The organism is Microbacterium sp. (assembly GCF_047606685.1).
Lineage (GTDB): Bacteria > Actinomycetota > Actinomycetes > Actinomycetales > Microbacteriaceae > Microbacterium.
The window spans coordinates 1-16,944 of the sequence record NZ_JASGEC010000010.1; the positions used below are offsets into that span (position 1 = coordinate 1).

The 16,944-nt window shown below is 70.0% G+C and carries 16 protein-coding genes and 1 pseudogene; 10 read left to right on the forward strand and 7 right to left on the reverse strand.

Going from position 1 to position 16,944, the window contains the following annotated elements; genetic code table 11:
• The 4 genes and pseudogenes from QM611_RS01160 to QM611_RS01175 all read left to right on the forward strand — a co-directional run.
• Window positions 1–485 (forward strand): annotated as a pseudogene (locus QM611_RS01160) (hypothetical protein); the annotation flags it as partial.
• Window positions 486–849: 364 nt separating this feature from the next.
• Window positions 850–2,157 carry a histidinol dehydrogenase gene (gene hisD, locus QM611_RS01165; protein ID WP_415078061.1) on the forward strand — a complete coding sequence of 436 codons (1,308 nt, stop codon included), beginning with the start codon at window positions 850–852 and terminating at the stop codon, window positions 2,155–2,157.
• A gap of 16 nt (window positions 2,158–2,173) precedes the next feature.
• Window positions 2,174–2,623, forward strand: a complete 450-nt coding sequence (gene nrdR / locus QM611_RS01170; RefSeq protein ID WP_415078062.1) for a transcriptional regulator NrdR — start codon at window positions 2,174–2,176, stop codon at window positions 2,621–2,623.
• Window positions 2,623–3,663 (forward strand): quinone-dependent dihydroorotate dehydrogenase, encoded by a 1,041-nt coding sequence (locus QM611_RS01175; RefSeq protein ID WP_415078063.1) that lies wholly within the window; start codon window positions 2,623–2,625, stop codon window positions 3,661–3,663. Before nrdR ends, QM611_RS01175 begins: the two co-directional genes overlap by 1 nt.
• Here the strand turns inward: QM611_RS01175 and QM611_RS01180 are convergent.
• Complete coding sequence (locus QM611_RS01180; protein WP_415078064.1) at window positions 3,660–4,235, reverse strand: DUF3043 domain-containing protein; 576 nt, start codon at window positions 4,233–4,235, stop codon at window positions 3,660–3,662. The genes QM611_RS01175 and QM611_RS01180 overlap by 4 nt on opposite strands.
• A gap of 48 nt (window positions 4,236–4,283) precedes the next feature.
• Here QM611_RS01180 and QM611_RS01185 point away from each other — a divergent pair, with 48 nt between their 5' ends.
• The 5 genes from QM611_RS01185 (at window position 4,284) to QM611_RS01205 (ending at window position 9,338) form a co-directional block, all read left to right on the forward strand.
• The gene (locus QM611_RS01185) at window positions 4,284–5,732 is read left to right on the forward strand and encodes a M20/M25/M40 family metallo-hydrolase (RefSeq protein WP_415078065.1); all 1,449 of its coding nucleotides are present in this window, start codon (window positions 4,284–4,286) and stop codon (window positions 5,730–5,732) included.
• Between the two features lie 24 nt (window positions 5,733–5,756).
• Window positions 5,757–6,122 carry an iron-sulfur cluster insertion protein ErpA gene (gene erpA, locus QM611_RS01190; RefSeq protein ID WP_415078066.1) on the forward strand — a complete coding sequence of 122 codons (366 nt, stop codon included), beginning with the start codon at window positions 5,757–5,759 and terminating at the stop codon, window positions 6,120–6,122.
• 107 nt (window positions 6,123–6,229) lie between these two features.
• Window positions 6,230–7,129 (forward strand): cytochrome c oxidase subunit II, encoded by a 900-nt coding sequence (coxB, locus tag QM611_RS01195; protein ID WP_415078067.1) that lies wholly within the window; start codon window positions 6,230–6,232, stop codon window positions 7,127–7,129.
• A 5-nt stretch (window positions 7,130–7,134) separates the two neighbouring features.
• On the forward strand, window positions 7,135–8,904 hold the full coding sequence (gene ctaD / locus QM611_RS01200) for a cytochrome c oxidase subunit I (RefSeq protein WP_415078068.1): 1,770 nt from the start codon (window positions 7,135–7,137) through the stop codon (window positions 8,902–8,904).
• 2 nt (window positions 8,905–8,906) lie between these two features.
• On the forward strand, window positions 8,907–9,338 hold the full coding sequence (locus tag QM611_RS01205) for a cytochrome c oxidase subunit 4 (protein ID WP_415078070.1): 432 nt from the start codon (window positions 8,907–8,909) through the stop codon (window positions 9,336–9,338).
• Between the two features lie 248 nt (window positions 9,339–9,586).
• Here QM611_RS01205 and QM611_RS01210 read toward each other — a convergent pair whose 3' ends face one another.
• The 5 genes from QM611_RS01210 to QM611_RS01230 all read right to left on the reverse strand — a co-directional run bounded on the left by QM611_RS01210 (window position 9,587) and on the right by QM611_RS01230 (window position 14,459).
• The gene (locus QM611_RS01210; RefSeq protein WP_415078071.1) at window positions 9,587–9,994 is read right to left on the reverse strand and encodes a rhodanese-like domain-containing protein; all 408 of its coding nucleotides are present in this window, start codon (window positions 9,992–9,994) and stop codon (window positions 9,587–9,589) included.
• 77 nt (window positions 9,995–10,071) lie between these two features.
• On the reverse strand, window positions 10,072–11,892 hold the full coding sequence (locus tag QM611_RS01215; RefSeq protein WP_415078072.1) for a cytochrome b: 1,821 nt from the start codon (window positions 11,890–11,892) through the stop codon (window positions 10,072–10,074).
• Window positions 11,889–12,965, reverse strand: coding sequence for a Rieske 2Fe-2S domain-containing protein (locus QM611_RS01220; protein WP_415078073.1), 1,077 nt, complete (start codon window positions 12,963–12,965; stop codon window positions 11,889–11,891). The genes QM611_RS01215 and QM611_RS01220 overlap by 4 nt, the downstream gene beginning before the upstream one ends.
• Before the next feature lie 41 nt (window positions 12,966–13,006).
• Window positions 13,007–13,807: a c-type cytochrome gene (locus tag QM611_RS01225; protein WP_415078075.1), complete on the reverse strand. Its 801-nt coding sequence runs from the start codon at window positions 13,805–13,807 to the stop codon at window positions 13,007–13,009.
• A gap of 13 nt (window positions 13,808–13,820) precedes the next feature.
• Complete coding sequence (locus QM611_RS01230) at window positions 13,821–14,459, reverse strand: cytochrome c oxidase subunit 3 (protein WP_415078077.1); 639 nt, start codon at window positions 14,457–14,459, stop codon at window positions 13,821–13,823.
• Window positions 14,460–14,578: 119 nt separating this feature from the next.
• Between QM611_RS01230 and trpD the strand changes: the two genes are divergently transcribed.
• Complete coding sequence (gene trpD / locus QM611_RS01235) at window positions 14,579–15,634, forward strand: anthranilate phosphoribosyltransferase (protein WP_415078078.1); 1,056 nt, start codon at window positions 14,579–14,581, stop codon at window positions 15,632–15,634.
• Between the two features lie 103 nt (window positions 15,635–15,737).
• Here the strand turns inward: trpD and QM611_RS01240 are convergent, their stop codons facing one another.
• On the reverse strand, window positions 15,738–16,649 hold the full coding sequence (locus QM611_RS01240; protein WP_415078080.1) for a 5'-3' exonuclease: 912 nt from the start codon (window positions 16,647–16,649) through the stop codon (window positions 15,738–15,740).
• Window positions 16,650–16,944 lie beyond the last annotated feature (295 nt).

The following is a 16,944-nucleotide window of genomic DNA, read 5'->3' on the forward strand; positions in this document are numbered from 1 at the left end:
GACCCAAGCCCGTCGTCGCGGACGCCGCGCCCCCGGTAGCGGAGGCTGCGCCGGTGGCCGCCGTCGGCGGCGCCCGGCAGGGAGCCGCCGAGGCGGCGCCGTCGGAGAGCCCGTTTGCGGAGTTCGACTCGACGGAGTCGCCCTTCGCCGAGCTGCGGGCCGTCGATCCGGCGGCCGGTGAGGCCGTCGCGCCCGTCGTCGACGAGGATTGGACCCCGCAGTACGCCCGGACGGGATCCCCCGCAGCGGCAGAGCCCGAGCCCGTCGACAGCGAGCCCGCGCACCCGCGCACCGCGAACCAGGCGTTCTGGGCGCTGGCTCCCGAGGAGCGCGACGTGCACGACGAGAACGGTGTGCCGGTCTTCCGCATCGGGCCGACCGCGTGGGCGCTCGTGATCGAGGACCGCGGCTCGTTGTTCGTCATCCGGCACGAGGACGGCCGGATCGGCTACCTGCACGACATCTCGGGCGTCACTCGCGGCTGAACGCCAGCGCGGCGCCGCGCGGCGAGGTTCGCGCGGCGCCTCCCGCCGCACGCGGCGATTGCCGTGGTGTGTGGTGATTGCCGTGGTGTGCGGCGAGGCCCCCCTTTGCTCGGCGACTCTCACCGCGCGTGGTGAGACCCACGTTGCGTGGCGAAACCCACCGCACGCGGCGAAACCCGTGCCGTGAGAGTGGGTCTCGCTGCGTGCGGTGGGTTTCGGCGCGCCGAGCGGGTGCGGAATGGGCGACGGCAACCGGACACGCGCTGCGCTGACACGCGCTGCGCCGTGCCGCGCTGAGCCGAGCTGCGCCGAACCGCGCTGCGCCGAGCCGCGCTGCGCCGAGCCGAGCCGCGGCTACGCTGGAGTGATGCGCACCATTGACCTCCGCGGGCGTGTGCTGACGCCCGTGGAGCTGCTGAACGCCGTGCCGCGCGCGGAGAGCGCGCGCGCCGACGCGCTGAGCGTCGCCGCCGACGTGGTGTCCGATGTGCGCTCGCGCGGCGAGGCCTCGCTGCGCGAGCAGGCCCAGCGCTTCGACGGCGTCGAAGGGCACGCGATTCGGGTTCCCCGCGAGCACATCGACGAGGCGGTGGCGGCCCTCGACTCCGCGGTTCGCGGCGCCCTCGTCGAGGCGATCCGGCGCGTCCGCGCCGCGTCGGCGGCGCAAGCGCCGCAGGCATCCGTCACCGAGGTCTCCCCGGGAGGGCTCGTGCGGCAGCGGTGGCAGCCGGTCACCCGCGCGGGCGTGTACGTGCCGGGGGGCAAGGCGGTCTACCCGTCGAGCGTCGTGATGAATGTCGTGTCGGCTCAGGTCGCGGGCGTGCGCGACGTCGCGCTCGCGTCGCCCCCGCAGCGCGACCACGCCGGCCGGGTGCACCCGGCGATCCTCGCCGCGGCGGGCCTGCTCGGCGTCGACGAGGTCTACGCGATGGGCGGCGCGGGCGCCATCGGCGCGCTGGCCTACGGCGTGCCGGCGATCGGCCTCGACCCCGTGGATGTCGTGACCGGCCCGGGAAACAACTACGTCGCCGCCGCCAAGCGCGCCGTCGCCGGCGTCGTCGGCGTCGACGCCGAGGCCGGCGCCACCGAGATCCTGATCGTCGCCGACGACACGGCAGACGCGACGTACGTCGCCGTCGACCTGGTCAGCCAGGCTGAGCACGACGAGCAGGCCGGCGCCGTGCTCGTGACGCCGTCGGCGGGCCTGGCCGAGCGGGTCGCCGCCGAGGTGGAGCGGGCCGCCGCGGCCACACGGCACCGCGAGCGCGTGGCGACCGCCCTCGCCGGCCCGCAGTCGGCGATCGTGCTCGTCGACGACCTCGCCGCCGCCGAGGCGTTCAGCAACGCGTACGCGCCCGAGCACCTTGAACTGCACATCGCGGACGCTGCCGACGCGTCGGGCCGCTATGTCAACGCCGGGGCGGTCTTCATCGGCGACCACAGCCCGGTGAGCCTCGGCGACTATCTCGCCGGCAGCAACCATGTGCTGCCCACCGGCGGCCAGGCCCGGTACGCCGCGGGCCTGGGCGCGCACACGTTCCTGCGGCCACAGCAGGTCGTCGAGTACGACCGCGCGGCGCTCGAGGGCGTCGCCGCGCACATTGACGCGCTGGCCGAGGCGGAGCAGCTTCCCGCCCACGCCGAGGCCGTGCGCGCGAGGTTCGCGCGGTAGCTAGGCTTTCCTTGCCATGCACTGCCCCTTCTGCCGACACCCCGACTCGCGCGTCATCGACTCCCGCACGAGCGATGACGGCCTCAGCATCCGCCGCCGCCGCCAGTGCCCCGAGTGCGGGGGGCGCTTCTCGACGATCGAGACCGCGAGCCTCAACGTGATCAAGCGCTCCGGCGTGATCGAGCCGTTCAGCCGCGAGAAGGTCATGTCGGGCGTGCGCAAGGCATGCCAGGGCCGCCCGGTGACCGAGGCCGACCTGGCGCTGCTGGCCCAGGCCGTGGAGGAGGCGGTGCGCCAGACCGGCTCGTCGCAGATCGACACGAACGAGATCGGCCTGGCGATCCTCGGCCCGTTGCGCGAGCTCGACGAGGTTGCCTACTTGCGGTTCGCGAGCGTGTACCAGGCCTTCGAGTCGCTCGAGGACTTCGACGCCGCGATCGCGCAGCTGCGCGCGGGGCACGAGTGATGTACGCGGTCTTCTTTCGCACCGTGCTGGCGCGCATCGACCCCGAGCGCGCGCACCACGGCGCGATGCTCGTCATCCGTGCTGTCGGCGTCCCGCCGCTGTCGTGGCTGGCGCGCGCCGTCACCAGGCCCGCGCCCGAGCTGCGCACGCGCGCGCTCGGACTCGACTTCGACTCGCCGTTCGGCGTGGCCGCGGGATTCGACAAGGACGTCAGGGGGGTGCGCGGCCTGCGCGCCCTCGGGTTCGGCCACGTCGAGGTCGGCACCGTCACGGCCATCGCGCAGGAGGGCAATCCGCGGCCGCGCCTGTTCCGGCTCGTGCCCGACCGCGCGGTGGTCAACCGGATGGGCTTCAACAACGGCGGGGCCCACGCCGCGGCGCGCCGGCTGGCGAGGCTGCGCCGCCGCCGGAGCCGCCCGGTGATCGGTGTCAACATCGGCAAGAGCCGGGTGGTGGATGTCGCCCAGGCCACCGCCGACTACCTCGTCAGCGCTCGGCTGCTCGCGCCGCTGGCCGACTACCTCGTGGTCAACGTCTCGTCGCCCAACACGCCGGGTCTGCGCGGCCTGCAGGCCGTGGAGACGCTCGAGCCGCTGCTGAGCTCGGTGCGCGACGCGGCCGGCGCCACGCCGCTGCTGGTCAAAATCGCCCCCGATCTGCCCGACGAGGAGGTCGAGGCGGTCGCCGCGCTCGCGGTGCGGCTCGGGCTCGCGGGGCTCATCGCCACGAACACCACCGTGGCGCGGCAGGGGCTCGCCACCGACCCCACGATCGTGGCGGCGGCGGGGGAGGGCGGCCTGTCTGGAGCTCCGCTGAAGGCGCGCGCCCTCGAGGTCCTCCGCATCGTGCGCGCCACGGTGCCCGCCGAGTTCTGCGTCGTCTCGGTGGGCGGTGTGGAGACAGCGGCCGACGTGCGCGAGCGGATGGATGCCGGCGCCGACCTCGTGCAGGGGTACACCGCGTTCCTCTACCGCGGACCGCTGTGGGCGCGCCAGATCAACCGCGGGCTCCGCGCCCGCGAGACCACGCGACGGCGCTAGCCCAGGTCGATCTTCTCGCCGCGGCGCTTCTGCGGCTTGGGCATGCGCAGCACGCGCATCTGGATGGAGCGCATCGCGCCGTACCAGCCGAGCCCGCGCTCCATGCGGCTCTCGCCGAACTTGTGCCGCGCCGCGCGCTTGACGAGCGTCGCGTTGATCACCATCTCCGCGATGACCAGCAGCAGGATCGCCCACAGGCCCAGGAACGAGGCCATCACCAGCGTCGGGTTCGGAACGAACCCGAGCACGATGACCACGAGCATGAGCGGCATGATCCACTCGCCGAGCGTCCAACGCGCGTCGACCCAGTCGCGCACGAACCGGCGCTGCGGGCCCTTGTCCCGCGCCGGGAGATAACGGTCGTCGCCGGTGGCCATTCCGACGCGCGCCCGCTCGCGCTTGACGGCGAGCTCTGCCTTGGCGGCCGCCTTGGCCTCTTTCGTGTCGGGCACGAGGGGGCGGCGGCGGGCGGCTTCGCGCTCGGCACGGCTCGGGGTCGGCCGCCCCTTCCCGGCGGTCGGCGCGGCACGCTCCTCGTCGCGCGGAACCGGAGCGGGAGGTGTCTTTGCCACGATGCATCCTTGGAGGTCGGGTGGGAACGGCCCCTTAAGATTACCCGCATGGTTGCAGAGTCTTCTCGCGAGTCCGCCGTCCGTGAGGCTGCGGCCGGCGGCATCCCCTCGGCCCTCGCCGATCTCGGCACGCTCGTCCGCATCCCGTCGATCGCGTTCCCCGGCTTCGACCGGGCCGAGGTCGCGCGCAGCGCCGAGGCGGTGAAGGCGCTCGCCGAGGGCGTGGGGGTGTTCGACTCCGTCGAGATCGCCGACGCCGCCATCCCCGGCACTGACGAGCGCGGCATGCCGGCCGTGCTCGCCACCCGCGCGGCGCGCGGCGGGCGGCCCACGATCCTGCTGTACGCGCACCACGATGTGCAGCCGGTGGGCGACGAGGCGCTGTGGGAGTCGCCGCCCTTCGAGCCGACCGTGCGCGGCGGACGCCTGTACGGACGGGGCGCCGCCGACGACAAGGCCGGCGTCATGGTCCACATCGGAGCGCTGCGCGCCCTGCGGGAGGCGCTGGGGGAGGAGTTCGACCTCGGCGTCGCACTGTTCGTCGAAGGAGAGGAGGAAGCGGGCTCGCGCTCGTTCGCCGCGTTCCTCGACGAGCACGCCGACGCGTTGCGGGCGGACGTCATCGTCGTCGCGGACTCCGGCAACTGGGATGCGGCGACTCCGGGCCTCACGGTGTCGCTGCGTGGCAACGTGCGCTTCACGCTGCGAGTCCGCACCCTCGACCACGCCTCGCACTCCGGAATGTTCGGCGGCGCCGTCCCCGACGCCATGATGGCGGCGGTCACGCTGCTGGCGACGCTGTGGGACGCGGACGGCGCGGTGGCCGTCAGCGGGCTCGCGCAGCGGGATGCCGCCACCCCCGACTACCCGGAGGCGACGCTGCGCGACGAGGCCGGGCTTCCCGACGGCGTGCGCCCGGTGGGGCGCGACTCGATCCTCAGCCGGATCTGGAACAAGCCGTCGGTCACCGTGACGGGAATCGACGCGCCGAGCGTGCGGAACGCGTCCAACACGCTCGTGCCCGAGGTGTCGGTCGTCGTCAGCGCGCGCGTCGCGCCTGGGCAAGCCGCGCGCGAGGCGTACGAGGCCATCGAGCGGTACCTGCGCGACCGCGCGCCGTTCGGCGCCGAGCTGGAGTTCCTGGACGTCGACCTCGGCGACGGGTTCCTCGTCGACACGAGCGGCTGGGCGGTCGAGGCGGCGCGGGCGGCCTTCGCGGACGGCTACGGGGCGGCGCCGGTCGATCTCGGCGTGGGCGGATCGATCCCGTTCATCGCCGACCTCGTGCGCGTCTTCCCCGGCGCGCAGATCCTCGTCACCGGAGTCGAGGATCCGCACGCCCGAGCGCACAGCCCGAACGAGTCGCTGCACCTGGAGACGTTCCGCAACGCCCTGGTCTCGGAAGCGCTGCTGCTGGCCCGGCTCGACGAGCGGACGGCGGAGGGATCAGCCGGCTCCCGCCCAGGCGGCGTACAATCGGAGCATCCTGCCGTTTGACGCCGGCCCGATTCGGAGCGAGCAATGACCGACACCGCCCTCAGCCCCACCGAGACCACGCCCGACCACGGCGTCGGCCTGACGGCCGCAGCAGCCGCGAAGGTGAAGAGCCTGCTGGAGCAGGAGGGGCGTGACGATCTGCGGCTGCGCGTGGCCGTGCAGCCGGGGGGATGCTCGGGTCTCATCTACCAGCTGTACTTCGACGAGCGGTACCTCGATGGTGACAAGACGGTCGACTTCGACGGCGTCGAGGTCATCGTCGACGACATGAGCGTCCCGTACCTCGACGGCGCGAGCATCGACTTCAAGGACACGATCTCCGAGCAGGGGTTCACGATCGACAACCCCAACGCCTCCGGCAGTTGCGCGTGCGGCGACAGCTTCCACTGACGCCTTTTTGGGCGGCGCGGAAAAGAACCTGGGCGCACGGCCTGAATAGGCCTTGAGCTTGCCCTAGACTGACGACAGAACATCCGCGTCTCCGGGAAAGGTGCACCGTGCCCTCGAAACGCCGCCTCCGCTGGGCAGCTATCCCCGTGGGGATCGCTGCGGTCGCCGCCCTTGCGGGCTGCTCGACCACCGAACTCCACGGCTACCTTCCCGGGTTCCAGGACGACGGCACGCCGACCACGAACCACACCGAGATGGTGGCGGGGCTGTGGACCACATCGTGGATGGTGCTGCTGGCCGTCGGCGTCATCACGTGGGGCCTCATGTTCTGGGCTGTCGTGGTCTACCGCCGCCGCCGGGGCCAGACCGGGCTGCCGGTGCAGATGCGCTACAACATGCCGATCGAGGTCTTCTACACGATCGTGCCGCTGATCCTCATCGTGGGCTTTTTCGCCTTCACCGCGCGCGACCAGACCACGCTGGAAACGCAGTACGACGATCCCGATGTCGAGATCGTCGCCTATGCCAAGCAGTGGGCGTGGGACTTCCAGTACGACGGCGACGACGACGACCAGTCTGACGCGGTGTGGAGCATGGGCATCCAGGCCCAGGTCGACAGCAAGACCGGCGACGTCGACGAGAGCCAGCTGCCCACCCTTTACCTGCCGGTGGACAAGACGGTGAAGATCGACCTGCGCTCGCGCGATGTCATCCACTCGTTCTGGGTCATCGACTTCCTGTACAAGAAAGACATGTACATCGGCCACGAGAACTCCTGGTCGTTCACCCCGACGCGCGAAGGCACGTACCCCGGCAAGTGCGCCGAGCTGTGCGGCGAGTACCACTCGGCCATGCTGTTCAACGTCGAGGTGGTGAGCCAGGCGGAGTACGACGCGTACCTCGAGTCGCTGCGCGCCAAGGGCCAGACCGGCCCGATCACCGACGAGTACAGCAGGCTCGACAATCTCCCGGGCACGGGTGCGCCGGAAGACGCGGAAGGACACTGAGCGACATGACCACGACTCTCCCGCCGCAGCAAGACCAGGCCCCGCACGGGCGCCCGTCCACCCTCCCGCCGCGCCAGGCAGCGCTCCTCACCGCATCGCGGACCGAGGAGAAGGGCAACATCGTCGTCAAGTGGATCACCACGACCGACCACAAGACGATCGGCTACATGTACCTGATCGCGTCGGTGATGTTCTTCATGCTTGGCGGCGTGATGGCGCTCATCATCCGCGCCGAGCTGTTCGAGCCCGGGATGCAGGTCGTTCCGACCCACGAACAGTACAACCAGCTGTTCACGATGCACGGCACGATCATGCTGCTGATGTTCGCGACGCCGCTGTTCGCCGGGTTCGCCAACGTCATCATGCCCCTGCAGATCGGGGCTCCCGACGTCGCCTTCCCCCGACTGAACGCGTTCGCCTTCTGGCTGTTCCTGTTCGGCTCCACGATCGCGGTGGCCGGCTTCCTGACCCCGCAGGGGGCGGCATCCTTCGGCTGGTTCGCCTACCAGCCGCTCGCCGGCGCGACCTTCTCTCCCGGGGTCGGCGGAAACCTGTGGATGCTGGGACTGGGCATGAGCGGTTTCGGCACCATCATGGGCGGCGTGAACTTCATCGCCACGATCGTGACGATGCGCGCGCCCGGCCTCACGATGTGGCGCATGTCGATCTTCACGTGGAACACGCTGATCACCAGCATCCTCGTCATCATGGTCTTCCCGGTGCTCGCCGCCGCGATCCTCGCCGCCGGCGCCGACCGCGTGCTGGGCGCGCACATCTACGACCCGGCCAACGGCGGCGTGCTCCTGTGGCAGCACCTGTTCTGGTTCTTCGGGCACCCCGAGGTCTACATCATCGCGTTGCCGTTCTTCGGCATCGTCTCCGAGGTGTTCCCGGTCTTCAGCCGCAAGCCGATCTTCGGGTACAAGACGCTCGTGTACGCGACGATCTCGATCGCGGCGCTCTCGGTCGCGGTGTGGGCGCACCACATGTACGTCACCGGCGCGGTGCTGCTGCCGTTCTTCGCGCTGATGACGATGCTTATCGCGGTGCCGACGGGCGTGAAGATCTTCAACTGGATCGGCACGATGTGGCGCGGCTCGGTGACGTTCGAGACGCCCATGGTGTGGGCGCTCGGCTTCCTCGTCTCGTTCGTGTTCGGCGGGCTCACCGGCGTCATCCTCGCCTCGCCGCCGCTGACCTTCCACACGTCGGACTCCTACTTCGTCGTCGCGCACTTCCACTACGTGGTGTTCGGCACCGTCGTGTTCGCGATGTTCGCCGGCTTCTACTTCTGGTGGCCGAAGTGGACGGGGCGGATGCTCAATGAGCGGCTCGGCAAGATCCACTTCTGGACGCTGTTCATCGGCTTCCACATGACGTTCCTCATCCAGCACTGGCTGGGCGTCGACGGCATGGTGCGCCGCTACGCGGACTACGCGACCTCCGACGGCTGGACGTGGCAGAACCAGGTGTCCACGGTCGGCGCGATGATCCTCGGACTGTCGATGGTGCCGTTCCTGCTGAACGTGTGGATCACCGCGCGCACGGCGCCGAAGGTGACCGTCGACGACCCGTGGGGCTACGGCTCCTCGCTCGAGTGGGCGACCAGCTGCCCGCCGCCGCGGCACAACTTCACGTCGATCCCGCGCATCCGCAGCGAGCGGCCCGCGTTCGACCTGCACCACCCGGAGGCGGGGCCCGACGTCGGCGTCGGGCCGGCGAAGGACGCGCCTGACACTCCGGTCGTCGATCTCGCCGAGGGAGAGGTGAAGTAGCGATGCGCTCCAACGTCGGACTGTGGTGGTTGCTCTGCTCGTTCTGCTTGCTCATGGGCATCGTCTACACGGGATGGAACATCGCCGCGCACGTCGGCGACCCCGTGCGCCGGGTGGAGTGGGTCGGCACGGTGGCGTTGTTCTTCACCGCGGCGATGGCCGCGCTGATCGGCTTTTACCTGAACCGCGTGCACAAGGCGCAGGGCGGCGAGCTGCCCGAAGACGTGCTGACCGCCGACATCGACGACGGCGACCCGGAGCAGGGCCACTTCAGCCCGTGGTCGTGGTGGCCGATCACCCTCGCGTTCTCGGCGGCGCTGGCCATCATCGGCCTCGCGGTGGGAACGTGGATGCTGCCGATCGGCGTCGGCGTGTTCGTCGTCGCGATCGTCGGCTGGGTGTACGAGTACTATCGCGGCTACTTCGCCCGCTGAGTCGCGCGCGCGGCGCGCGCTGGGCCGCGCCGCGCGCTGAGTCGGCGCGCTGCGCCTCGCAGATCTCTCGCGCTACAGAAACCCGCAGTCGCGCCTGCGAGTTGCGTGCGCGACTGCGGGTTTCTGTAGCGCGAGCCGGAACGGGCGCGAGAGAAGTGGCGCGCGTGCGGGTCGCGTGCGCGCGTGCGGGTTTCTGTAGCGCGCGGCCCCACGCAGGCGCGTGATCCCGGCACGCGCGAAGGCGGCGATCAGCCGCGCACGGCCATCGTCAGCGGATCGAACGTGCGAGGGAGCGGCCCCTCGTCGTTCTCCGTCGGCTGACCCTCGCGCGCCCAGTACTCGTAGCCGCCGATCATCTCCCGCACGCTCCAACCGAGCCGCGCGAACTCGCGGGCGCCCTTCGCTCCGGCGTTGCAGCCCGGGCCCCAGCAGTAGACGACGACGGGAACGGATGGATCGAGCTCGGCGGGGGCGCGCACGGCGATGTCGCGGTACGGAATGTGGATCGCGCCAGGAATCCGGCCCTGCGCCCACGCCTCGTCGCCGCGCACGTCGACGAGAGTGAGCTCCTCGCCGGCCTTCTGTGCCGCGTAGGTGTCGGACGGGTCGGTCTCGTGCTCGAGTTTTGCGGCGAAGTAGGAGAGGGCGTCGGACATGCTTCGAGGCTAAACGCGAGGGATGCCGCGGCCCAGACCGGACCGCGGCATCCCTCGTTCGATTTCTGCCAGATCGGCTACTTCTTCTTGCCCTCGTCGTCGGCGTCGTCTTCGGCCGCCGGGGCGATGAGGTGAGACGGCTTCACCGCGGTCTCTGAGTGCTCTCCGTCGTCGATCGGGTCGAGCGAAGCGTCGGGGAACCCGGCGCGCTCGTGGGCGCCGCGGATCTCATCCTGCTCCTCATGGGCGATGTGCTCCAGCGTGTGGTGCTGGTGCGCGACGGCCTCGTCCAGCTCGGTGGCGGTGAGCGGCGTGAGCCGGTCTTCGAAGAACCAGCGCGAGAGCGCCGCGCGCAGGTTCTGGTGCCACGGGATGCGACCTTTCGCGTTCGGGCGCACAACGAGCGGCTCGTAGGCCTCGTACCCCACGAGCTTCCAGCGCTCGTACTCGTCGACGGGCTGGTGCACCTCGATGTACTCGCCGCCGGGGAGCCGCACGATGCGACCGGACTCGTAGCCGTGCAGGGCGATTTCACGGTCCTTCTTCTGCAGACCGATGCAGATGCGCTTCGTGACGAAGTACACGACGATCGGGCCAAGGATCAGCAGCGCCTGGAGGGTGTGGATCACGCCCTCCATCGTCAGCGAGAAGTGCGTCGCGATGAGGTCGGACGACGCCGCCGCCCACAGCACCGCGTAGAACAGGACGCCAGCGGCTCCGATCGCGGTGCGGGTGGCCGCGTTGCGCGGGCGCTGGGCGATGTGGTGCTCGCGCTTGTCGCCGGTGATCCACGCCTCGATGAACGGGTAGAGCGCCACGGTGACGATGAACACGCCCAGGACCGCCACCGGTATCAGGATGCCGAACGACAGCGTGTGGTCGAGGATCACGACATCCAGGTTGGATGGCGCGAGGCGCAGCGCGCCGTCGGCGAAGCCGATGTACCAGTCGGGCTGCGTGCCTGCCGAGACGGGGGACGGGTCGTACGGCCCGTAGTTCCAGATCGGGTTGATCGTGAACAGCGAGGCGATGAGCACGATCACGCCGAAGGTGATGAAGAAGAAGCCGCCCATCTTCGACATGTAGACCGGCATCATCGGGTAGCCCACGACGTTGTCGTTGGTGCGCGCGGGGCCCGCGAACTGCGTGTGCTTGTTGATCACCATGAGCATCATGTGCACCAGCAGCAGGGCGACGAGGATGGCGGGCAGCAGCAGGATGTGCAGCGTGTACAGGCGGCCCACGATCTGGTTTCCGGGGAATTCCCCGCCGAACAGCAGGAACGACGTCCACGTGCCGATCACCGGGAAGCCCTTGATCATTCCGTCGATAATGCGCAGGCCGTTGCCCGACAGCAGGTCGTCGGGAAGGGAGTAGCCGGTGAAGCCCTCCGCCATCGCCAGCACGAACAGCACGAAGCCGATCACCCAGTTCAGCTCGCGCGGCTTGCGGAAGGCGCCGGTGAAGAACACGCGCAGCATGTGCACGCCGATGCCCGCGACGAACGTCAGAGCCGCCCAGTGGTGGATCTGCCGAACGAGCAGGCCTCCGCGGATGTCGAACGAGAGGCGCAGCGACGACTCGAGCGCCGCCGACATCTCGATGCCGCGCATCGGGAGGTGGGCGCCGTGGTAGTGCGTGGGCACCATCGACGCCTGGAAGAAGAACGTCAGGAACGTGCCCGAAAGGAGCACGGCGACGAAGCTCCACAGCGCGATCTCGCCGAGCATGAACGACCAGTGGTCGGGGAAGATCTTCCGCCCGAGCTCTTTGACGAGCCCGGACAGGCTCGTGCGCTCGTCGATGTAGTTGGCTGCCCAGCCGACGAAGCGGCCGCCCAGCGGCTTTTCGGGCGCCTCGGTCTCGTCGCGCCTCTCAGTGGTGGTTGCGGTGCTCAATGGCGCTCCCAGAAGCTCGGGCCGACGGGTTCTGTGAAGTCGCTTCGGGCGATGAGGTAGCCCTCGGCGTCGACGGTGATGGGAAGTTGCGGCAGCGGCCGCGCGGCGGGGCCGAAGATGACCTTCGCGTGGTCGGTCACATCGAACTGCGACTGGTGGCACGGGCACAGCAGGTGGTGGGTCTGCTGCTCGTACAGCGCGACCGGGCACCCGACGTGCGTGCACACCTTGGAGTAGGCGACGATGCCGTCGTACGACCAGTCTTTGCGCTCCTCTGACTCGATGAGCTGCTCGGGGCGAAGGCGCATGAGCAGCACGATCGCCTTCGCCTTCTCCTCGAGGTAGCCCTCTTCGTGGCCGAGTTCGGCGAGCTTTTCCGGGATCACGTGGAACGCGGCGCCCAGCGTGACATCCGATGCCTTGATCGGCGTTCCTGTGGGGTCCAGCGCAAGCTTCATGCCCTCGTCCCACATGGTGTGCTTCAGCAGCGTCACCGGGTCGCCCTTGACCGGGTTGTCGGGGGTGTTGAACGGCGCCAGGCCGCGGAAGAGCACGATGCCGGGGAGGATCGATGCGGCGAGGGCGGCGATGAGAGAGCCGCTGATCATCGTGCGGCGGCCGAAGCCGGACTCCTCGTTGGCGGCCTCGAACACCTGCACGGCCGCGGCGCGCGTGGAGTCGCGGCCACGCGTCGGGTGGCGGTGCTCGATGAACTCCTTGTCGCTCATGATCGCCTTCGACCAGTGGATGGCGCCGACGCCGATGGCAAGCAGCGCCAGGGCGATGCCCAGGCCGATGAACATGTTGTTGGCGCGGATGCTGCTGAGCTGCTGGTCTTCGATCGGGAACAGCATGTAGGCGGCGACCGCCCAGATGCTGCCGGCCAGCGACAGGTAGAACAGGCTGTACACGCCGCGCACCGCGCCCTGCATCCTTGCGGGGTTCTTGTCGGTCATCCGCTCACGGTGCGGGGGAAGGGCCGGCTCGGCCACGGGGTCGTGCACCGCCACCGCGATCCCCGGCGACGGCACGAACGACCGCCCGTCGTCGTGCGCCTCTACCTCGTGTGCCATTTCGCTCCTCGTGCGTGTTTCTCGTCAGTTCCGGGTGAGCGTCAGTTCGCCTTGGCGGTGATCCAGACCGTGACAGCGATCAGGATTCCGATTCCGAAGATCCAGATGAACAGGCCCTCGGACACTGGGCCGAGGTTGCCGAGCCCGTACCCGCCGACAGGTTCGCTGTTTTGCAGGTAGAGCAGGTACGAGATGATGTCCCGCTTCTGCTCCGTGCTCAGGTTGAGATCGCTGAAGACGGGCATGTTCTGCGGGCCGGTGACCATGGCCGCGTACATGTTGAGCGCCGTGGTGTGCTCGAGGTTGGGTGCCCACTTGCCCTCGGTCAGCGCGCCGCCGGCCCCGGCGACGTTGTGGCACATGGCGCAGTTGACGCGGAACATCTCGGCGCCTTCCGCGACCTCGCCCTCGCCGTCGAGGACTTCGTCCGCCGGGTACGACGGGCCGGGGGCGACGGACTGCACGAAGGCGCCCATCGCGGCGATCTGCTCTTCGGTGAACTGCAGCGGCTTCTGCGGCGCCTGCGGGCCCTGCATCTGCAACGGCATGCGTCCGGTCGACACCTGGAAGTGGACGGACAGCTCGCCGACGCCGTAGAGCGACGGGCCGTTGTCGGTGCCCTGCAGATCGAGCCCGTGGCACGTCGCGCAGTTCGCCTGGAACAGCTTCTTGCCCTCGTCGGCTGTCAGCACGGTCGCAGCGGCGGCTGGCTCGGTGGCCGCCATCGCCGCGGAGGCGCCGGCGTACGCGCCGCCGGTGAGGAGCAGGCCGATGCCGATGAGGGCCGCTGCGGCCCAGGGGCTGCGCCGGCCGTGCGAGCGATGCTTCTTCTCTCGTGCCATGTCGGTGCGGCTCCTATTTCAGGAAGTAGATGACGAGGAACAGGGCGATCCAAACGACGTCGACGAAGTGCCAGTAGTAAGACACGACGATCGCAGTCGTCTCCTCCTTCGCTGTGAAGTTCTTCACGGCGTACGCGCGGCCGATCACGAGCAGGAACGCGATGAGACCGCCCGTCACGTGCAGCGCGTGGAAGCCGGTCGTGAGGTAGAAGGCCGACGCGTACGAGTCCGCGCTGATCGGCATGCCCTCCATGACGAGCTGCGAGTACTCCCAGACCTGGCCGGCGACGAAGACCGCGCCGAGGGCGAAGGTGAGGAAGAACCACTCCACCATGCCCCACTTGCGCTTGCCGTCGGCATGGGTCGTGTACGGCTGCAGCCGCTCAGCGGCGAACACTCCCGCTTGGCACGTGAACGAGGACGCGATGAGGATCAGCGTGTTCACCAGCGCGAACGGCACGTTCAGCAGATCGGTGCGCGCGGCCCACAACTCGGGGGAGGTGCTGCGCAGCGTGAAGTAGATCGCGAACAGGCCGGCGAAGAACATGACTTCGCTGCCGAGCCACACGATCGTTCCGACCGCCACCGGGTCGGGACGTTTGATGCCTCGCGGCACGGGTGCGTAGGTCGCTGGGGTCGTCACGTTCCCCATTATGGCGGATAACCGGCCGCGATTTTCGCATCACTTATGCCCGATTTTTCTCCGCCCGTAGTTAGGTTTGCCTAAGAAGTGGCAGGGAACTCGCTGACAGCCCGGATAGGATCGCAGGCATGTCGGAACGCGTCTCTTGGGCAGATCTCATCTCCGCGCTGCTGAGCGGACGGGACCTCAGCGTGGGGGAGTCGACGTGGGCGATGCGGCAGGTGATGCGCGGCGACGCCACGCCGTCGCAGTTGGCGGGCTTTCTCATCGCCCTGCGCGCGAAGGGCGAGACGGTCGACGAGATCGTCGGCTTCCGCGACGCGATCCTGGAGGCCGCGTTGCCGCTGCCGGTCGACGCGAATGTGCTCGACATCGTCGGCACGGGCGGCGACCGGTTCGGCACCGTCAACATCTCGACGATGTCGGCGATCGTCGCCGCGGCCACGGGCGTGCCCGTCGTCAAGCACGGCAACCGCGCCGCGAGCTCCGCGTCGGGCTCGTCCGACGTGCTCTCCGAGCTCGGCGTCGATCTCGCCCTCGCGCCGGAGCAGGTGGCGCGGGTGTGGGAGCGGGCCGGCATCACGTTCGCGTTCGCGTCCGCGTTCCACCCCGGATTCCGCCACGCCGGCCCGACGCGCGCCGAGCTGGGCGTGCCGACGGTCTTCAACTTCCTCGGCCCGCTGTGCAACCCGGCGCGCGCCGAGGCGAACGCGGTGGGCGTGGCCCAGCTCGACCGCGTGCCGCTGATCACGGGTGTGTTCCGCACGAGGGGCGCCACCGCGCTCGTGTTCCGCGGCGACGAGGGCCTGGACGAGTTGAGCACGACGGGGCACAGCCGGCTCTGGGAAGTGAGCCTCGGCGACATCCACGAGCATGACCTCGACCCGCGCGACCTCGGCATCCCGCTCGCCGACATCGACGACCTTCGCGGCGGCGACCCCGCCCGCAACGCGGCGATCGCGCGCCGGGTGCTGGCCGGAGAGCCCGGCCCGGTGCGCGATATCGTCCTGCTCAACAGCGCCGCGGGGATTGTCGCCTACCGGCTCGCGCAAGATCCCGCGCACGCCGGCCGGCCGATCCTGGACCGCCTCGCCGAGGCGAAGGATGCCGCGGCGGCGGCGATCGACGAGGGCGCGGCGGCCCGCAAGCTGGACGAGTGGGTGGCGGCGACGCGAGAGGCGTAGGAGCGTCGGCCTGGGCACACAGGTCGTTGAGCGACGAGCGGCGCGAGGAGACGAAACGCGCCGAGCTGTCGTCGGCGAGCCGGGTCGTTGCGTTTCGACTCGCCTACGGCTCGCTCAACGACCGGATGACCCGCTCGACCGACGTGCCGATGCCGTGCTCGGCGGACAGGCGCGCCAGCTCCGCCTGCTGCTCGGGGCTGAGGGGCCTCAGCCCCGCGTCGAACGGAGCCAGCGCGAGGTCGCGCACGACCTCCACAACGGAGGGGGCGACGTCCAGGTAGTCGCTCGCGGCCTCGAGCTTCGCGCGCACGGACGCGGCCATGGGCGAGCTCGGGTCGCTGGCGGCGGCGCGGATGCCGTCGAGGTCGCCGAATTTCGCGAGCAACTGCGCCGCGGTCTTCTCGCCGATGCCGGCGATGCCGGGAAGGCCGTCGGAGGGGTCGCCGCGCAGCGCTGCCAGGTCGGCGTACTGCGCCGCGTGCACGCCGTGCCTGGCGAGCACTGCCGCGTCGTCGAGCACCTCGAGGCGCGCCATCCCGCGCCCGGTGTAGACGACGCGCACGGCGCGGGCGTCGTCGACGACCTGGAAGAGGTCGCGGTCGCCGGTGACGACGTCGACGGGCATGTCGGCGGTGGCCGCCAGAGTGCCGATGACGTCGTCGGCCTCGTGCTCGGCGGCGCCCACGATGGCGATGCCGAGGGCGGCGAGCACCTCGCGAATGACCGGCACCTGCGCCTCGAGCGGGTCGGGGACCGTTTCGACATCCGGCCCGCCCACGGCCTCCGGGGCCACGCGATGGGCCTTGTAGCTCGGGATCAGGTCGACGCGCCACCGCGGGCGCCAATCGTCGTCCCAGCACGCGACGAGATGCGTGGGGGAGAACTCGGCGGTGAGCCGGGCGATCATGTCGAGGAGCCCCCGCACGGCGTTCACGGGCCGGCCGTCGGGCGATCGCACGGTGTCGGGCACGCCGTGGAACGCGCGGAAGTACAGGGCGGCGGTGTCCAGGAGCATAAGGCGCGGCACGGGCTCATCCTCGCACGCGCCGCCGACGCCGGGCGCGGCCTCTGATACTCTGGAGTGTCACGCGTGTGACGCCTTTGGCATGCGCGCGCGACATCCACACAAAAATCCACCCCGCGCGGACCGCTTCGGCGTGTGCGTGCCCGACACCACATTTCCCAAGGACAACCCACTACATGACTACCGCAACGACCGCCCCGGCCACCAAGCAGGTCGCCATCAACGACATCGGATCTGCTGAGGACTTCCTGGCCGCGGTCGAGAAGACCCTGAAGTTCTTCAACGA

What these genes read in the sequence shown, in the direction of transcription:
- nrdR (WP_415078062.1), top strand. Translation starts at nt 2,174, where the DNA reads ATGCACTGCCCCTTCTGCCGACACCCCGACTCGCGCGTCATCGACTCC.
- QM611_RS01175 (WP_415078063.1), top strand. Translation starts at nt 2,623, where the DNA reads ATGTACGCGGTCTTCTTTCGCACCGTGCTGGCGCGCATCGACCCCGAG.
- QM611_RS01185 (WP_415078065.1), top strand. Translation starts at nt 4,284, where the DNA reads ATGGTTGCAGAGTCTTCTCGCGAGTCCGCCGTCCGTGAGGCTGCGGCC.
- erpA (WP_415078066.1), top strand. Translation starts at nt 5,757, where the DNA reads ATGACCGACACCGCCCTCAGCCCCACCGAGACCACGCCCGACCACGGC.
- ctaD (WP_415078068.1), top strand. Translation starts at nt 7,135, where the DNA reads ATGACCACGACTCTCCCGCCGCAGCAAGACCAGGCCCCGCACGGGCGC.
- QM611_RS01205 (WP_415078070.1), top strand. Translation starts at nt 8,907, where the DNA reads ATGCGCTCCAACGTCGGACTGTGGTGGTTGCTCTGCTCGTTCTGCTTG.
- QM611_RS01210 (WP_415078071.1), bottom strand. Translation starts at nt 9,994, where the DNA reads ATGTCCGACGCCCTCTCCTACTTCGCCGCAAAACTCGAGCACGAGACC.
- QM611_RS01220 (WP_415078073.1), bottom strand. Translation starts at nt 12,965, where the DNA reads ATGGCACACGAGGTAGAGGCGCACGACGACGGGCGGTCGTTCGTGCCG.
- QM611_RS01225 (WP_415078075.1), bottom strand. Translation starts at nt 13,807, where the DNA reads ATGGCACGAGAGAAGAAGCATCGCTCGCACGGCCGGCGCAGCCCCTGG.
- QM611_RS01230 (WP_415078077.1), bottom strand. Translation starts at nt 14,459, where the DNA reads ATGGGGAACGTGACGACCCCAGCGACCTACGCACCCGTGCCGCGAGGC.
- trpD (WP_415078078.1), top strand. Translation starts at nt 14,579, where the DNA reads ATGTCGGAACGCGTCTCTTGGGCAGATCTCATCTCCGCGCTGCTGAGC.
- QM611_RS01240 (WP_415078080.1), bottom strand. Translation starts at nt 16,649, where the DNA reads ATGCTCCTGGACACCGCCGCCCTGTACTTCCGCGCGTTCCACGGCGTG.